The 15,738-nt window shown below is 66.9% G+C and carries 12 protein-coding genes; 5 read left to right on the top strand and 7 right to left on the bottom strand.

Features of this window, described 5'->3' with window-relative positions:
• Positions 1–18: 18 nt before the first annotated feature.
• Positions 19–2,178: a TonB-dependent siderophore receptor gene (locus tag ACVKN3_RS00240; protein WP_354513305.1), complete on the bottom strand. Its 2,160-nt coding sequence runs from the start codon at positions 2,176–2,178 to the stop codon at positions 19–21.
• A 216-nt stretch (positions 2,179–2,394) separates the two neighbouring features.
• Here ACVKN3_RS00240 and ACVKN3_RS00235 point away from each other — a divergent pair, with 216 nt between their 5' ends.
• The 5 genes from ACVKN3_RS00235 to ACVKN3_RS00215 all read left to right on the top strand — a co-directional run bounded on the left by ACVKN3_RS00235 (position 2,395) and on the right by ACVKN3_RS00215 (position 6,615).
• Entirely contained in the window at positions 2,395–2,706 is a 312-nt protein-coding gene (locus ACVKN3_RS00235) for a hypothetical protein (protein ID WP_354513307.1), read from the top strand.
• A 165-nt stretch (positions 2,707–2,871) separates the two neighbouring features.
• Positions 2,872–3,768 carry a manganese catalase family protein gene (locus tag ACVKN3_RS00230; protein WP_354513308.1) on the top strand — a complete coding sequence of 299 codons (897 nt, stop codon included), beginning with the start codon at positions 2,872–2,874 and terminating at the stop codon, positions 3,766–3,768.
• Positions 3,769–3,871: 103 nt separating this feature from the next.
• Positions 3,872–5,401: a cryptochrome/photolyase family protein gene (locus ACVKN3_RS00225; RefSeq protein ID WP_354513310.1), complete on the top strand. Its 1,530-nt coding sequence runs from the start codon at positions 3,872–3,874 to the stop codon at positions 5,399–5,401.
• 63 nt (positions 5,402–5,464) lie between these two features.
• A complete protein-coding gene (locus tag ACVKN3_RS00220; protein WP_354513312.1) occupies positions 5,465–6,241 on the top strand; it encodes an alpha/beta fold hydrolase in 777 nt (258 codons plus the stop codon).
• Between the two features lie 113 nt (positions 6,242–6,354).
• A complete protein-coding gene (locus ACVKN3_RS00215) occupies positions 6,355–6,615 on the top strand; it encodes a hypothetical protein (protein WP_354513314.1) in 261 nt (86 codons plus the stop codon).
• A 324-nt stretch (positions 6,616–6,939) separates the two neighbouring features.
• Here ACVKN3_RS00215 and ACVKN3_RS00210 read toward each other — a convergent pair whose 3' ends face one another.
• The 6 genes from ACVKN3_RS00210 to ACVKN3_RS00185 all read right to left on the bottom strand — a co-directional run bounded on the left by ACVKN3_RS00210 (position 6,940) and on the right by ACVKN3_RS00185 (position 15,648).
• The gene (locus ACVKN3_RS00210) at positions 6,940–7,413 is read right to left on the bottom strand and encodes an Hsp20 family protein (protein ID WP_285404636.1); all 474 of its coding nucleotides are present in this window, start codon (positions 7,411–7,413) and stop codon (positions 6,940–6,942) included.
• Positions 7,414–7,569: 156 nt separating this feature from the next.
• Positions 7,570–9,132: a histidine kinase famiy protein gene (locus ACVKN3_RS00205; protein WP_354513403.1), complete on the bottom strand. Its 1,563-nt coding sequence runs from the start codon at positions 9,130–9,132 to the stop codon at positions 7,570–7,572.
• Positions 9,133–9,358: 226 nt separating this feature from the next.
• Complete coding sequence (locus tag ACVKN3_RS00200; protein WP_354513316.1) at positions 9,359–9,916, bottom strand: DUF4142 domain-containing protein; 558 nt, start codon at positions 9,914–9,916, stop codon at positions 9,359–9,361.
• Positions 9,917–10,040: 124 nt separating this feature from the next.
• Entirely contained in the window at positions 10,041–11,441 is a 1,401-nt protein-coding gene (locus tag ACVKN3_RS00195; protein ID WP_354513318.1) for an efflux transporter outer membrane subunit, read from the bottom strand.
• Positions 11,438–14,527, bottom strand: a complete 3,090-nt coding sequence (locus ACVKN3_RS00190; protein WP_354513320.1) for an efflux RND transporter permease subunit — start codon at positions 14,525–14,527, stop codon at positions 11,438–11,440. Before ACVKN3_RS00190 ends, ACVKN3_RS00195 begins: the two co-directional genes overlap by 4 nt.
• The gene (locus tag ACVKN3_RS00185) at positions 14,524–15,648 is read right to left on the bottom strand and encodes an efflux RND transporter periplasmic adaptor subunit (RefSeq protein WP_354513322.1); all 1,125 of its coding nucleotides are present in this window, start codon (positions 15,646–15,648) and stop codon (positions 14,524–14,526) included. The genes ACVKN3_RS00190 and ACVKN3_RS00185 overlap by 4 nt, the downstream gene beginning before the upstream one ends.
• Between the last annotated feature and the right edge of the window lie 90 nt (positions 15,649–15,738).

Genomic DNA, 15,738 nt, shown 5'->3' with positions numbered 1-15,738 from the left:
GCGCGCAGGCGCGTGACTTCAGAAGAACCGGTACGTGAAGGCCACATTCCAGCTGGCGCCGGGTGCGTAATAGAGGTTACTGAAGTCGTCCAGCACGAAATACTTACGGTTCAGCAGGTTGTCCGCGTTGAACTGCAGCGAGCTGCGTTCGTTGAAGGCATAGCGCGCCATGGCGCTCACCAGCGTCACCGACGACTGCGTCAGCCGCTGGGCACCGGACGGACCATCCACCTGGGCCTTCGACGGCCCCTGCCAGTTCACGCCGCCGCCCACGGTGACGCGATGCCACGGGTCGGGCAACGTGTAGGTGCTGAACAGCCTGACCAGCGTGCGGGGCAGTGAGGGACGCAACGCACCGCCATCGGGCGACTTCACGTTGAAGTGCGACCAGCCCAGGGTAGCGTTCCAGTCCGCCGAGAGCGCACCCGAGGCGTCGAACTCGTAGCCCCGCGAGGTGGTGCCGTCGACCGACCGGTACGCCTGGGTCAGGCCGTCGGCCAGGTAGACCCCCGGCAACGCGTCCGCCACGTGGTCCTGTTTCGTTTCGAAGACGACCAGCGAGGTGTTCAGGGCGCCGTCGAAATGCCGACCCTTGATACCGGCCTCGCGACTGGTGCCCAGAACCGGCTCCAGATAACTGCCGTCCTGCCGCCGGTTGTTCTGCGGATCGAAGATCTGCGTGTAGCTGACGAACGCCGAATAGATGGGGCTCAGGTCGTAGATGAGCCCCGCATACGGGATGGTCTTGCTGGCCTGCTCGCGATAGAGACCAGCGGTGCTGTCGTCGGTATCGTTCTTCCAACGGGCATAGCGGGCACCGATCACCAGTTTCAGCGGGTCGGCCAGCGAGAGGCGCGCCGCGGCATAGGCGCCGCTCTGCCGGGTGCGGGCGATCGAGACCCGCTCGCTGCTCGACGCGAAGTCCGGATAGGGATACTGCCCGTTCCAGTCGAAGTAGTTGCCTACGTCGGGCAGGTCGCCGTGCGGGTCATCGAAATAATCGGTGCGGTATTGCGAGCCGGTCAGCCCGACCACCCATTCGTGGTCACGGCCGAACGCGCTGAAGGGGCCGGACAGGTAGAGATCCAGGTTGTTCTGGCTGCCGCGCTGGAAGCTCTTGTAGGCATACGGGGTGATGCCCTCCCCCGTGGCACGGTTGGGCCAGCCGTAGACGTAGAACAGCGCCGAGTCGGCATCCGTCTGCCGGTGACTGGCCATGGCATGCAGCTGCCAGCCGTTGGCGAAGGCATGGGTAAGGTCGACGAACGCCGTCTGCGTGGTGTTGTTCCAGTGGCTCCAGTCGGCTGCCGGCGAGAAGCTGCGCGGCCAGGTGATGAAGCCGCCGGCATCGTCGAAGACGGGGTACGAGCCCCAGGTCACGCCTGTGGGCCGTGTCTTCTGCCAGTCGTAGCCGACGCTGAGCGTCGTGTCCTCGCCCAGGTCGGCATCGATGACCCCATAGGCCACGTTCTTCTGCTGATGGTAGCGGTCGAGGTAGCTGTCGCCTTCCTCGTGCGCCGCCACGAAACGCCCGCGTACGCTGCCACTATCGTTGAGCGGCGCCGAGGCATCCAGCGTTTCCCGCTGGGTGTGCCACTTGCCGTAGCTGAGCGTCACGTTGGCCTGCGCCGTGCGGCTGTCGGCATGCTTGCGCACGAAATTGATGTTGGCCGACGGACTGCCCGAGCCGCTGAGCAACCCGGTGGCGCCGCGGATCACTTCGATCCGTTCGTAGATCGACGTATCCAGCGAGGCATCGGCGGAGCCGATGTTGAGACTGGACGCCACCGGCACGCCGTCGTACGACATGTTCTCGATCTGGAAGCCGCGCGACCAGAACACGACGCGCTCGGAGTCGTACGCCGTGGAAGAGACGCCGGTGGTGTTGTCCAGCACGTCGCGCAGGTTGGTGAGGTTCTGGTCTGCGATCCGCTGCTCGGTGATCACGCTGATGGACTGGGGCGTGTCCTGCAGGGTGAGCGGGAGGCGAGTGGTGGAGGCGCTATGGCCGGCGGTATACGGCGATGCGGCCTGGCCCCTCACCTTCACGGTATCCAGGGTGGTGGCACCCGTAGCGGCGGGTGGCGTGTCCTGGGCGTGCAGTGCGGCGGACGATGCCGCGGCCAGGGCGATGCTGAGCAAGGATCGACGGAACGACCCTCCGTGACGATGAGACATGACGATAAACCCCCAGGCAGGAAAACACCGGGTACAGCCATCGGGCCGCCCGATCGTTGGGACGACTGGGGCTTGCCGTCAGCTGGCTCATCGTTTCACCGCGAACTTTAACGTAAATGGAATGAGGCGAACAAGGCGCGATATCGGCAATCCGACTGCAGGGTTCCGCCAGTCGGCCGTTACATCCGTATAGTCCCGGTCTACGTATATCTTTTCATGCCCATCCAAATCGCCCGCCATGCCCAGCTCGCCCGCATCCTGCAGTGGATGACCGATGGCGACATCGTCACGTGGGAGGCCCGCGTGGACTACCTCGGCAATCCCGTGACGGCGAAGCGACTGGAGATCATGGCGCAGGGCGGCGAGATTCCCGTCCTGGTGGCGCGCCATATCGAGGTCGTCCTCGGGCTGCCGCGCGAGTGGCTGGACGATACGCAGGCGGATGCGGGCTGGCTCGGTGAGGCACCGCGACGGCGATCGACCCATCACCGCGTCTTCGAGGAAGACCCCGACGCCGCCAGCGCCTGACGCAACTCACCCGCCCGCCGATGTCCGGCCGGGGCCGGATGAGCCGATCCAGCGTCGCCGACGGCTCTATTTCACGCCCGTCGTGATTGCGTCACCCGCTTGCTCCGCGCCCTAGACACCCGTGCGCCGACTCTGGCCGCTCAGCCAGCCAAGAGTAACGCCAGCATGTTCAGCCACAACAAGCGACTCCAGTACACCGTCCGGGTGAGCGAAGGAAACCCGGCGCTCGCCAACCTGCTTCTGGAACAGTTCGGCGGGCCGCAAGGCGAACTCGCCGCCGCCATGCGTTACTTCACCCAGGCACTGGCCGAGGAAGACGCAGGCCGCAAGGACATGCTGCTGGACATCGCCACGGAAGAATTGAGCCATCTGGAGGTGATCGGTTCGCTGGTCGCCATGCTCAATCGCGGCGCCAAGGGGCGTCTCGCGGAAGCGGTGGACGAAGAGGCCGTGTTGTTCCGATCGCTTCAGGGTGCCGGCAACGACAGCCACGTCACTCAGGTGTTGTTCGGCGGCGGCCCGGCCCTGATCAATTCGGCCGGGGTGCCGTTCAGTGGTGCCTACGTGGACAGCATCGGCGAGCCCACGGCGGACCTGCGTTCGAACATCGCGGCCGAAGCCCGCGCGAAGATCGTCTACGAGCGCCTCATCAACGTCACCGCGGATACCGGGGTGAAAGATGCGCTGACCTTCCTGATGACGCGCGAGATCGCCCACCAGAAGTCTTTCGAGAAGGCGCTGTACGCGATGGACAAGAGCTTCCCGCCGGGCAAGCTCCCGGGCGACCCGCGCTTCACCAATATGTACGTCAATACGTCGCAGGGCGAAGGCGAGATGGCTGGACCGTGGAACCGGGGCGAGCAGTGGGAAGTCATGGTGCCCTCCGATGACACGATTCCGGTCGATGGTGGCGACGGCAGCGCGTCGGTGCAGCTGACGGGCGAGGAAGAGGCCGCAGTGGGCTTGTTCGCCACGCGCGGCGCGTCCGACCCGTCACGCGATCCCGTGACCGGTGCGGACCTGGGTGTCCTCAAGCAGGAGCCGAAGGACGCGAAGGCCTGATCGACGCATGGTCGTACGGGAGCATCGCGCTCCCGTACGACATTCGCCTGCGCTTGACGCGCGGGCTGTTGGACTCGTCCTTTCGGTGCACCAGGGGCAAGGGATGCGTCACCTCGTTATCGTCTTCGGTGACCAGCTGAACATGGATTCGGCGGTCTTCGACGATTTCGACCCGGGCCAGGACCGGGTCTGGATGGCCGAGCGCCGGGGTGAATCCGAGCATGTGTGGTCGCACAAGGCACGCACCGTGCTTTTCCTGGCCGCCATGCGCCATTTCGCGGCCGGCGTGCGCGAACGTGGCTATCCGCTCGACTACACCGCGATCGACGCGCCGGGTCCCGACGCGTTGCTCGACCTGCTTGCCCAGGCGATCGCCTCGGCGCGCCCACAGCGCCTGCTGGCGGTGCGTCCCGGAGAGCACCGGCTTCGCGCCGGCCTGCGCGCGTTGGCCGATGCCCATGGCCTGCCCTACGTGGAGCGACCCGACCGGCACTTCCTCGTATCCGCAGACGACTTTTCCCGCTGGGCCAGGGGCAAGGCCCAGCTCCGGATGGAGCATTTCTACCGCTGGATGCGTCGGCGCCACGACATCCTGCTGGACGACGGCGAGCCACTCGGCGGCCAGTGGAACTACGACACGCAGAACCGGAAGAGCTTCGGACGGCAGGGGCCGGGTTGGCTGCCGGCACCGATGCCGTTCGCACCGGATGCCATCACGCGATCCGCCGTGGACGATGTGGAGGCGATGTTTCCCGATCATCCCGGCGAAACCGGCGCTTTCGACTGGCCGGTGACCCGGGACGATGCCCTGCAGGCGCTGACCGACTTCCTCGACCATCGGCTGGCCGCCTTCGGGCCGTGGCAGGATGCGATGTGGACGGGTGAGCCGTGGCTTTATCACGCGCGCCTGTCGACCAGCCTCAACCTGCGCCTGGTATCGCCGGCGGAGGTGATCGAGGCCGCCCTGTCACGCTACCGCCAGGGCCAGGCCGACCTGGCTTCCGTTGAAGGCTTCGTGCGACAAGTGCTCGGCTGGCGCGAATTCGTGCGCGGGGTGTACTGGCTGGCACCCGAGCGGCTGCTCGCCTCCAATGCGCTCGGCGCGCGGCAGGCGCTACCGGCGTTCTACTGGACCGGCCAGACCGATATGCGGTGCTTGCGCGAGGTGATTACGCAGACCCTGCGCACGGGCTACGCCCATCACATCCAGCGGCTGATGGTCACCGGCAACTTCGCCCTGCTGCTGGGGGTCGAACCGGCGCAGGTCCACGCCTGGTACCTGGCGATCTACGTGGATGCCGTGGAGTGGGTGGAGGCGCCGAACACGCTTGGCATGAGCCAGTTCGCCGACGGCGGGCGCATGGTCTCGAAGCCCTACGCGGCCTCCGGGCGATACATCGAGCGCATGAGCGACTACTGTGAGGGCTGCCGCTACCAGCCGGGCAAGGCCACGGGCGACGAGGCCTGCCCCTTCACCACGCTCTACTGGGATTTCCTCGACCGCCATCGGGACCGATTCCGGCACCACCCACGTGCCGCGCTGCAGTGGCGCTCCCTGGACCGCCTGAGCGAACCGCAGCTGGCGGCCATCCGGGAACGCGCCGGGCGGCTGAGGGAGAGTTGGAACGCTTAAAGGGATGCCGGCCCCTCAAGCAGACGACGACGCCGGCCGATAACTTCCCTGGAGGAAGTCCGGATGCCACTACCGCTCGTCTACGTGCATGGCTTCATCGGCCATCTCAGGTTCCCGCAACTGCTCACCGGCATGGACCCGGCGTGGGTGCTCAGTCCCGACCTGATCGGTTACGGAGCCTATGCAGGACAACGCCCGCCCTCGGTCGCCGAGCAGGTGACCCACCTGGACGGCTTGATCCGCCAGGCCTTCGGCGAGCAGCCGGTGGTGCTCGCCGGCCATTCGGGCGGTGCACCCCTGTGCATCCGTTTCGCGGAGCGTTGGCCCGACCGCGTGACCGGCCTGATCAGTGCCGAAGGCAATCTCGCCCCCAGCGATGCTTTCCTGTCCTCGCGCCTCGCCCCCATGGGTCCCGCACAGATCCAGGCATGGCTGGACCGCGCACAGGCCGACCCTGGCGTCTTCCTGGCTCCCGAACACCTGCGGGGCGATCCTGTGCATGTGGATCGTGTACGTGAATGGCTGAACCACCAGTCCGCCACCGCGGTCCACGCGATGGCCCGGGCGCTGCTGGTGGAAACCGTGCACCCCGGTTACGCCACGGCGGTATCGCGGGTCATGGCGCAGACGCCCACCTACCTGATCCAGGGCGAACTCTCGTCCAGCGCCCTCGGCGTGCCCACGCGGCTGGCCGCCATGGCAGTGGAAACCTACGTGATGCCCGGCGTCGGTCACCTGATGGTGCTGGAAGATCCGGAAGCCTTCGCCCGGATCGTCGCATCGATCGTCCGTGCCCTGGATACGCCGGTGGCCCGCGACTTCGCCATCGCGCGCGACTGACGCATTCGCGGCCCCTATCGCGTCCATAGCAACGAACGATTGGATCGCACGCGGGCAAGCGCGCAAGCTTTTACCCGAAGAACAGGGCGCCCCGCCCTGGCGCAGGACCTTGCATGAACACCTCCGTCTCCGCCCGCCCCGCTGCCCACGCGTTTCCGCTCGCATTGATCGTGCTCGCCCTCGGCGTCATGGCCACCGCGCCGCAGTGGCATCGCCTCGTCGCTTCGGAGCAAAGGTCTTCGGCGTATTCGGCGGATACCGCAGCCACCGCACCGGTCCGCGCTTCCGCAGCGGGTACGATGCTTCCCTATGGCGTCTTCCCCGGCACCGCCGTGACGTCTTCCGAGCACACCCTGCCCTACGGCACGCCCTGATCGGCGCACGGCGGCGATCAGGGTGACGTGCGCCGATCAAAGCATCGCCCACATCGTGGGCTCCTACATCCGAACGTATGTAGGAGCCCACGATGTGGGCGACCCAAGTACACAGGTGTAGGAGCCCACGATGTGGGCGACCCAGGTACACAGGTGTAGCAGCCCACGATGTGCGCGATCCATGTACACAGGTGTAGGAGCGCACGATGTGCGCGATCCAAGTACGCGATCCACGTACGCTCCCCCGCCAAATCCCAAGATTTCCCCGCAAAAAAAGAGCCCCGCAAACGCAGGGCTCCCGATACACATGTCACGAAACGCACATCACGATGCCGCCTGGTCCAGCAGGTGTCGCACGCTTTCCTTCGGATGCGGCTGCGACGCGATGTCGATACGCCGCGGCTTCATCGCCTCGGGCACTTCACGCTTCAGCTCGATGGAGAGCAGCCCGTCACGGAGCGTCGCGCCGGTGACATGCACGTGCTCCGCCAGTTCGAAGCGTCGCTGGAACGGACGTGTCGCGATGCCGCGGTGCAGGTATTCGCCCTCGGTTTCGGCCTGGCGTTCACCGCTGACCAGCAGCCAGTTCGCCTGGGTAGAAATCTCCAGTTCGTCCTCGCGAAAACCGGCGACGGCCATAGTGATACGGTACTGGTCGTCGGCGAGCTTCACCGAATCGAACGGCGGGTAGTTGTCGGCCGACTGGCCGCGCACGGTGGCCGCCTCCAGCAGGTCGAAGACGCGATCGAAGCCGACGCTCGAACGATGGAGCGGAGCCACATTAAGAAGAGTTCGCATAGCCATATCCTCGCAACATGGTAATGAGTTCTCGGCGCCACGCCCGGGATGGGCCGTGGCGAGGCTGGCCCCGAAGCGGCCAGCGGTCGTAATTTATGAACTTCCGAAAAAAGTTCAAGGGGCCCGATTCAGGAAACATTTAGCCGTCCATACCGGTCAGCTGACGCCCGTGTGCCCCTCCAGGACGATACGAATTTTCCTTGCCAGTTCCGCGCGCCCGTACGGCTTGTGGATGATGTCGAACTCCTTGCCGCCGGCGTCCTGGCGTTCGATCGAGGAATCGGCGTAGCCCGTCGTCAGCAGGATGCGCACGCGCGGCAACCGCTCCCTCACCTTCCGGGCCAGCATCACGCCGTTCATGCCGCCGGGCATGATGAGGTCCGTGAACAACAGGTCGAACTTTCGCCCCTCGTCCAGGTAGGCGAGTGCCTCCTGTGCGTGCGCCGCCACGTGAACGGCATAGCCGTTCTCCTCGAGGATATCGCGCGCCAGTTCGGCCACGTCCTCGCGGTCCTCGACGACGAGGATGCGTTCGTGACCACGGCGTTCCACCGTGGGGTCGATGCGTTTCTCGATCGGGTGATGGATATCCGCGCTGGCCGCCGGGAAGAACAGGCGCACCGTGGTACCCACGCCTTCTTCCGAATAGATGTGCACCCCGCCGCCGGACTGGCGTGCGAAGCCGTACACCATGGACAGGCCCAGGCCGGTGCCCCGGCCTTCTTCCTTGGTGGTGAAGAAGGGCTCCATGACCCGCTGGATCACCTCCGGCGGCATGCCGTTGCCGGTGTCCGTCACGGAAATCTCGACGTAGCCGCCTGGGCGCAGGTCTCTGAAGGAACGTTCGTCCGAGGGTCCGATGCTGACGTTCCGCGTTCCGATGGTGATGACCTGCCCGGTACGGCCGGCCATGGCGTCACGCGCGTTGATGACGATATTGAGCAGCGCCACCTCGCCCTGTGTGGGGTCGATGCGGCACAGGTGCAGGTCGTCGTCGAACTGGAGCCGGATGTCGGCGGCCTCGCCAAGCACGCGCAACATCATGTCGTGCATGCCCTCGATCAACGCGTTGGCGTTCACGGTACGTCCGTCCAGCCGTTGCTTGCGGGCGAACGAGAGCAACTGCTGGGTGAGCGTGGCGGCACGCTTCACGGCCTTCTGTGCCGAATCCACCTGACGCTGGATGCGCTCGACATCGGGCTCCGGGCGCGCGGCGGTCATGCCGATGCCTTCGAGGTAACCGGTGATGACCTGCAACAGGTTGTTAAAGTCGTGGGCGATGCCGCCGGTGAGCTGTCCCAGCGCTTCCATTTTCTGCGCCTGGCGCAGGGCATCTTCCGCATCGCGCCGCCGGCTGATATCCAGCTGTGACGCGAAGAAATAGATCAGCTTGCCCGCGCGGTCGTAGACAGGGGAAATGAACAGCGCATTCCAGAACGTCGCGCCGTCCTTGCGGTAGTTGAGGATCTCGGTGGCGATCTCGCGCCGCTCCTCAACCGCCTTGCGGATCTCGGCCACGGTGTCCATGTCCGTGTCCTTGCCCTGCAGGAAGCGGCAGTTCTGGCCTATGAGTTCGGCCGACGAATAGCCGGTCATGCGGATGAAGGCTTCGTTGGCGAAGACAATGGGATTGTCCGGCAGGCTGGGATTGGTCACGATCATCGGCATGCGGGTGGTCTGCACCGCGGCGAAAAAGATGTCGTGCTCGGGATGGTCCATTCCCGTGTAACCCAACGCCACGCGGTTACCGCTGCCTGCCGTGTCGGCAGGCCACTGGGGTTCGTCGCTCATTCGGATCTCGTACTTTGACCTGCCGGGCCTGCCAGGCAGCGTGCATGGATAAATGTCGATCGGATGCCGTGAAACGCGCAGACCCCGGGCGAAGCTACGGCATCTATCGTAGCGGGCCCGGGGTCGGGCGTGAATACCTGGTCAGGAGCGCGGCTTACTTGCCCGCGGGCAGCTGTTTCGCCATCTCCAGGTGATGCTGCAGCGTGGGCAGGGTCTTGGTTGCGAAGGCCTTCAGGTCGGGATCCTTGCCGCCTTTCGATTCCTTCGTGAACAGCATCACCGCCTTTTCGTGGTCGGCCACCATCTTTTTCTTGAAGGCCGCGTCGAATGCCGCACCTTGCTTCTTGGCGATCATGGTCGCGGCCTTTGCGTCCTGGGCCATCGGCGCCGTGGACACGGGGATGGACTTGCCGGCGGCGATGGTCTTGAGTTCATCGTTGGCCTTGGTGTGATCGTCCACCATCTGCTGGCCGAAGGCCTTCACGTCCTGCGACTGGCCCTGCTGCGCGCCCAGCTTGCCCAGCGACACTTCCGCAAGGCCCGCGGCGCTGGCGGCTTCGACGAACTTGGCGTCCGGCGCGTTGGTCATCGTCGCCGGATTAGGGGCCGCACGGTCGGCCTGGGCTTCATTGGTCTGTGCAAAAGCCATACCGGTGGTGCCAACGGCCAAGGCGAGGGCAAGGGCGAGGTAACGCGGGGCGAGACGGGTCATGGCGGTTCCAGCGGGATGAGGTACCCGGTGGTGTCTCACGCGTGTCATGAAAAGGCTGTGCAGGGATCGTCGTTGACGGCGGGGATTGGCGTCGGGGGGAACGGGGATCGCGCACATCGTGCGCCTACCCAGGGGTGATGGCCTGCAGGAGGGCTACGGCATCTTCAAGGCGTTGCGTTTGCGCGCTAGCGAGGGCGACTTCGGCGTTGCGCAGTGTCTGCTCTGCGGCAAGTAGCGTAAGCGTGCTGATGTCACCGGCGGCGGACTGCGCCTGCGCCACCTGGTAGCTCTGAGCCGCCGCGTCACGTGCGGTCAGCGCCAGCTGGTATCCCCGTTCGTCGGCCTCGCGCGCATGCAGGGCATCGGCGACGTTGGCGAAGGCATTGATCACCGTGCTGCGATACGTCGCGGCGGCCTGACGGTCGGTCGCTTCCGCGGCCCGCTGTTTGTGCCGCAGTGCCCCGCCGTCGAAGATCGGCGCGGCCAGGTCACCGGCGAGGTTCCAGAACGCCGTGCCTGGCCCGAACAGCCTGCCGAAGCTGGCCGCGGAGCTTCCGCCCCCGGCCGTGAGCGTCAGCGACGGCAACCGCATCGCCGTCGCCACGCCGACCTGGGCCCGCGCGGCATGCCACTGCGCTTCGGCCATGCGGATGTCCGGCCGGTCTTCCAGCCATGCCGAGGGCACGCTCGCAGGCAGGTCGGCGGGCATCCGGATCGATGCCAGCGTGGCGGGATCGGCATCCGGAGCCGCCGCGCCAAGGCCCTCGAGAACGGCATTGCGATCGCGCTGCTGGGCCAGCTGCTTCTCCAGCGCGGGACGCTGCGCCTGCACGGCGGCCAGGGCCGCGGTCTGCAACAGCACGTCGCCGCGCGATGCGTCACCCAGCGCGAGGCGTTTCTGCACGATCTCCAGGGAATGCTGCTGCGTCTGCACCGCGGCATCGACCGCGTGCAACTGCGCGGCCAGCCCGGCCTCCTGGATGAAGCCGACGGCCACGTTGGCAATCAGGGTCAGCCGCGTGGCCTGCCATTGGGCTTCCTGCGCATCGGCCTGCGAGACCAGCGCCTCGACGCTCCGGCGGTTGCCGCCGAAAAGGTCGGGCGTATAGGCCATCGTCAGGCTGGCGGTGTGCAGGCTGTACACGTAACTGCCGTCGGCAGGCACGCTGGAAAGAGCGCCGGAGGTCTTCTGCCGCGTGGGGTTCACCTCGGCACTCACGGCAGGGAAGAAGCTGCCGCGCTGCGCCTCGGCCGTTTCACGCGCCGCCATCAACGCCGCCTGCGCGGCCTGCACGTCGGGGTTGTTGCGCAGGGCGCGCGCCACGCGCGCATCCAGCTGCGCGTTGCCGAAACCGGACCACCAGTCGGCACGCAGGTCCCGTACCGGCGCGGCCGGGGCATCCGGCGACGGGTAGTCCCGAGCCAGGTCGGGGTGCCGGAAGTCGGGCCCGACGGCGCAGCCCGCAGCCAACAGCGGCCAGGCCAGGATCGCCATGCGGCGTACGTACGAATGCAAAGGCATCATGCGTCGTTCCTCCGGCGGGCGGCACGGCGCTCCGCGCGCGCTTCGATCAGGCAATACAGCGCAGGCAGCACGAACAGCGTCAGCAGCGTGGCGATGCCCAGCCCTCCCACCACCACCGTGGCCAGCCCACGCTGCACGTCGGTACCGATGCCCGTGGCCAGCGCGGCGGGCAGCATGCCGGCGGTGGCGACCGTCGCGGTCATCAGCACGGGTCGGAAACGTTGCGTCGCGCCGGCCATCACGGCATCGACGATACCCACGCCTTTCTCGCGCACCCGGTTGAAGTTGGACACCATGATGACCCCGTTCTGTACCGCCACGCCGAACAGCGCGATGAAGCCCACCGCCGTGGCGATGTTCAGCGTCTCCCCGCGCAGCACGATGGCCAGCATGCCGCCCAACGCGGCCAGCGGCACCACGCCGAGGACCAGCGCGGCCTGGCGCAGCTTGCCGAACTCGGCGAACAGGAAGATCGTCATCACCGCCACCACCATGCACAGCGCCAGCGCCAGGCGCGATTGCGCGCGTTGCTGGTTCTCGAACTGGCCGCCCCACTCCAGCCGGTAACGACTGCGGTCGAAATGCACATCGGACTGGATCTTCCGGTTGGCCTCGGCGAGGTAATCGGACAGGGCCCGCCCTTCGTTGTCCACGCGCACGATGAGGTTGCGCCGGCCCATCTCGTGCGCCACCGTGGCTTCGCCGGATTGCTCGCGGATATGCGTCACCATCGACAGCGGCACCTGCACGCCATCGGCGCTGCGCAGCGTCAACGTGCCCAGCCGGTCGCGGTCGGCGGCCACGTCGCGCGGCACCTTGGCGGTCATGTTGTAGACGCGGTCGTCCACGTACACCTGCGACACGGGCGCACCGCCCAGGCCGGTCTGGATGAGGGCATCGATGTCCGCCACGTTGATGCCGTAGCGCGCCGCCGCTTCGCGGTCCACCTCGATGGCGATCTGCGGCACGGGCGACTCCTGGAAGATGGACGCGTCCGCGGTGCCGTCGATGCCCTTGAGCACATCGACCACACCGTTGCCGATCCGTCGCAGTTCCTTGAAGTCGTCACCGTAGATGCGCAGCACCAGCGGGCTGTGCGCCCCGCCGATCTTGTCGTTCTCGCCGTCCACGATGGGCTGGCTGATACCGACGCTGATACCCGGCATGGCGCTCAGCCGTCGGTTCAGCCGGGCGACGAAGCTGGCCTTGGTCTCGCCGGCGGGCCAGGTGTCGTAAGGGGTCAGGCCCACGCCGGATTCGATGTGCGAGGGCGTCCACGGATCGGTGCCGTCGTCGTTGCGACCCAGCTGCGTGACCACGTACGACACTTCGGGGAAGGCACGCACGGCCGCCCGATAATCGGAGGCCATGGCGCTGGCCTTCTCCAGCGACAGGCCGGAGGGCAGCTGCACCTGTACCCACAGGGCCCCCTCGTCGAGATCCGGCAGGAATTCCCGCCCCACGTTGCTGCCCATGACGGCGACACACGCCAGGGTGACCAGCACGGCCACCGCCGCGATCCATGGCCTGACCAGCAACCGGCCGAGCGCACCCGCATAACGGTTCTGCAGCCACTCCAGCGGCTTGTTGTGGAACAGCTTGTGCGGCTTGCGAAACGCGAGGTACGCCAGGCCGGGAATCAGCACCAGCGTGGTCAGCAGCGCGCCGATCAGCGCGAAGCCCACCGTATAGGCCATCGGCGCGAACAGCTTGCCTTCCGCGTGCTCGAACGCCAGCAGCGGCAGGTAGGCGGTGATGATGATGAGCGTGGCGAAGAAGATCGGCCGGGCCACCTTGGCCGTCGCCTCGAGCACTTCCTCCGGCGACAGCGTGGTGGTCGGATGCGCCTCGCGACGTCGCAGGATCGTCTCGGTGACCACGATGGCGCCGTCGACGATCACGCCGAAATCGATCGCGCCGAGCGAGAACAGGTTCGCCGGCGTTTTCGTCAGGTGCATCAGGATGAACACCACCACCAGGGAAAACGGGATGGTGACGGCCGCGATCAGCGCGCTGCGCGGGCTGCCGAGAAACAGGATGAGCACCAGGCAGACCAGGCCGACGCCTTCCACTACCGTGTGCTGCACCTTGTGCACGGTGGCCTGGACCAGGTCGTCGCGATCGATGTAGGGCACGATCCGCACGTCTTCCGCGGCCAGCTTCCGGTTCAGTGCCGACACCGTCGCGTGGATGCCCTGCAGCACGCGCGAGGCGTTCTCGTGCAGCAGCATGTCGACGATGCCCTCGACCGCATCGGGGTTGCCGTCCTTGCCGAGGATGCCCTCGCGGGTCTGGTGGCCGTACGACAGCCGACCGACGTCGCGCAGCATCACGGGCACGCCGTGGTTGTGCGCGACCACGATGGCGCCCATGTCGTCCAGCGACCGGACCAGCCCGATGCCGCGCACCACGTAGGACTGCTCGCCGCGCGAGATACGCCCGCCGCCCGCGTTGGCATTGTTGGCGGCCATCGCGGCGATGACGTCGTTCATGCCGACGCCCAGTCGTTGCAGGGCGGCCGGGTCCACGGTGAGCTGGAACTCCTTGGTGAAGCCGCCGAAGTTGTCCACCTCGGCCACCCCGGGTACCTGCTTGAGGGCCGGGATCACCACCCAGCGTTGCAGCTCGGACAACTGCATCAGGTTCTTCGACGGCGATTCCAGCGTGTAGCGGTAGATCTCGCCGGCAGGTCCGGAGACGGCATCCAACCCGGCGGACACGCCGGACGGCAACGACACGTCGGCCAGCTTCTCGCGGATGCGCGAGCGTACCCAGTAGTCCTCGCTGCCTTCCTTGAAGGTCAGCGTGATCAGCGACAGGCCGAACGAGCTGCTCGACCGCATCGTGGCCAGGCCCGGCACACCGGCCAGCGCGCGTTCGATCGGCGTGGTGATCTGCTGCTCGATCTCCTCGGCGGCCAGGCCGGGCGCCTGCGTGGTGACCTGCGCGGTCACGTCGCTCAGCTCCGGGTAGGCCTCGATGGCGATCTGGGTGGCGGCGTAATAGCCGTAGCCCAGCGTGAGCAACATCACCGCGGCCACCACGCCCAGGCGATGGAAGCAGAACGTCATCAGGCGCGCGATCATTGCAGCAGCACTCCGCCACGCGTGACCACGGCATCGCCGGCCTTCAGGCCCTGCACGATCTCCACGTCGGCACCCACCTCGCGGCCGGCCTCCACCGTGTGTCGTTCGAAACACCAGGGCGCGCGTTCGAGGAAGACGCTCAGCCGGTCGTTGTCCATGACCAGTGCGCTTTGCGGCACCAGTACGTGGGGGCTATCGGGCGCGTCGAAGGTGGCCTGCCCGAACATGTTGGGACGCAGGCGATCCTCCTGTCCGGCCACGACGAAGTGCGCCTTCAGCCGGCGCGTGTCGCCGTCCAGTGCCGGATCGATCGCCTCCACGCGACCCTGCAGCACCACGCCCGGCAGGCCGATGAAGGTCAGTGCCGCCGTGCTGCCGCGATGGACCCAGCCGGCCTGGTCTTCGGGCACGTAGGCCGTTACCCAGGCATGGCCGGTGTCGCTGATCGTCAGCAGCGCCGTGGTCGCATCGGCGACCAGCGCACCCGGCGCGACGCCGAGTGCGGTGACGACGCCGGCCAGCGGCGCCCTGACCGCGACGCTGCCGTCTTTCGCTACGGCATCCGCCCCGCCGGCCAGGGCGGCCAGGCGTGCCCGTGCGCGGACTTCCTCGGCAGTCGCCTGGGCCGAGGCGCTGCGCGCGGCTTCCAGGTCGCGGGTGGACGCGCCACCGGCGTCGCTGACTTTCTGCGCACGATCCAGGGCCTCACGAGCCAGGGCCAGCGCGTCGACCGCCTTGCGTTCGTCCGCGCGGGCATCGGCGATGTCGACCGACGCCAGCGTGAGCAGCACCTGGCCTTTTTCGACACGATCGCCCAGGCCCACCCGGATCTGTGCGATCCGGCCGGTGCCGGGCGAGACGATGGCAACGGTGTGCACCGGATCGGCTTCCACCGTGGTCGGCCAGGTGACATGCGCGGCGGCGGCATCCACCCGCACCGGCGCGATGGTGAGGGCCCGACGCAACGGCGATCCGGCCCCGACCTTCAACACGCCGTGTTCCACGGTGAAAGCGGGCACCGGCGCGGCAGCCGACGGCGGGTGCGAACAACCGGCGAGAGCGCCGGCGAGGGCGACCAGGGCGAACGGGACGAGGGCAAGGCGAAGGGCAAGGGATGTCATGGCGCGATCTCGAGCGCACACGCAGACGTGCACCGCCCGATGCGGAGGCTCGGGCGTGCGACGCGATACGTGTCATGGAAAACGAAGGGC

The organism is Luteibacter sp. PvP120 (genome assembly GCF_054055715.1).
Note: the sequence above shows the minus strand (reverse complement) of the source record. Positions and strands in the feature narration are given on the sequence as shown.

What these genes read in the sequence shown, in the direction of transcription:
- ACVKN3_RS00240 (WP_354513305.1), bottom strand. Translation starts at nt 2,178, where the DNA reads ATGTCTCATCGTCACGGAGGGTCGTTCCGTCGATCCTTGCTCAGCATC.
- ACVKN3_RS00235 (WP_354513307.1), top strand. Translation starts at nt 2,395, where the DNA reads ATGCCCATCCAAATCGCCCGCCATGCCCAGCTCGCCCGCATCCTGCAG.
- ACVKN3_RS00230 (WP_354513308.1), top strand. Translation starts at nt 2,872, where the DNA reads ATGTTCAGCCACAACAAGCGACTCCAGTACACCGTCCGGGTGAGCGAA.
- ACVKN3_RS00225 (WP_354513310.1), top strand. Translation starts at nt 3,872, where the DNA reads ATGCGTCACCTCGTTATCGTCTTCGGTGACCAGCTGAACATGGATTCG.
- ACVKN3_RS00220 (WP_354513312.1), top strand. Translation starts at nt 5,465, where the DNA reads ATGCCACTACCGCTCGTCTACGTGCATGGCTTCATCGGCCATCTCAGG.
- ACVKN3_RS00215 (WP_354513314.1), top strand. Translation starts at nt 6,355, where the DNA reads ATGAACACCTCCGTCTCCGCCCGCCCCGCTGCCCACGCGTTTCCGCTC.
- ACVKN3_RS00210 (WP_285404636.1), bottom strand. Translation starts at nt 7,413, where the DNA reads ATGCGAACTCTTCTTAATGTGGCTCCGCTCCATCGTTCGAGCGTCGGC.
- ACVKN3_RS00205 (WP_354513403.1), bottom strand. Translation starts at nt 9,132, where the DNA reads ATGGACCATCCCGAGCACGACATCTTTTTCGCCGCGGTGCAGACCACC.
- ACVKN3_RS00200 (WP_354513316.1), bottom strand. Translation starts at nt 9,916, where the DNA reads ATGACCCGTCTCGCCCCGCGTTACCTCGCCCTTGCCCTCGCCTTGGCC.
- ACVKN3_RS00195 (WP_354513318.1), bottom strand. Translation starts at nt 11,441, where the DNA reads ATGATGCCTTTGCATTCGTACGTACGCCGCATGGCGATCCTGGCCTGG.
- ACVKN3_RS00190 (WP_354513320.1), bottom strand. Translation starts at nt 14,527, where the DNA reads ATGATCGCGCGCCTGATGACGTTCTGCTTCCATCGCCTGGGCGTGGTG.
- ACVKN3_RS00185 (WP_354513322.1), bottom strand. Translation starts at nt 15,648, where the DNA reads ATGACATCCCTTGCCCTTCGCCTTGCCCTCGTCCCGTTCGCCCTGGTC.